1 protein-coding gene is annotated in these 773 nt (G+C 60.1%); it reads right to left on the bottom strand.

What is annotated here, in order from left to right; all coding sequences use genetic code 11:
* On the bottom strand, nt 1-773 hold a 773-nt coding region (locus AC1D0I_RS32745), incomplete at both ends, for an aminotransferase class III-fold pyridoxal phosphate-dependent enzyme (RefSeq protein WP_477400209.1).

Raw genomic sequence — 773 nt, 5'->3', positions numbered from 1 at the left:
TTGCCTTGGCCGTGCACATGAAGTCCGGTTTGACACCCCAGCCACGCGAGCCGGTCCAGGCGCCCGTGCGTCCAAACGCTGTGATCACCTCGTCGGCGATCAGCAAAATGCCGTGCTTGTCGCAAATGGCACGCATCAATGGCATGAAGGTTTCATGCGGCACGATAACGCCACCCGACCCCAGCACCGGTTCCATGATCATGGCAGCGATCGTATCGGCCCCCTGGAAGGCGATCTCATCCTCGAACTGGCGAGCGATCGCCTGGGCAATCTCCGCCGGATCAGAGGTGCCGAAGGGATTGCGGTAGGCATAAGGTGCGGCGAGATGAAAAACCCCAGGTAGCAACGGCTCGTAGTTGCGGCGGAAGTTGGCATTGCCATTGACCGATGCGCCACCGAAATGCGTGCCATGGTAGCCCTTCTTGAGGGCAACAAACTTGGTGCGCTCGGGTTGGCCATTGATCTTGTGATACTGACGCGCCAGACGCAAAGCGGTCTCGACCGAATCCGAACCGCCCGACGTGAAGAACGCACGCACGAGGCCGYCTTCCTTGAACCATTCCGCCAGCTCGTATGAGAGCTCGATCGCCGGCGACGGCGATGTGCCGCGGAACGCGGAATAATAGGGAAGCTGGTCCAGTTGATCGCGGATCGCCTTTTTCACCGGCTCGCAAGAATAGCCGAGGTTGACATTCCAAAGGCCGCCGACGGCATCGAGCAGCTTCCTGCCGTGGATATCGGTGACCTCAACCCCCTCGGCCGCATTGATGATG

It is taken from the genome of Mesorhizobium sp. P2_D1 (assembly GCF_056404455.1).
Note: the sequence above shows the minus strand (reverse complement) of the source record. Positions and strands in the feature narration are given on the sequence as shown.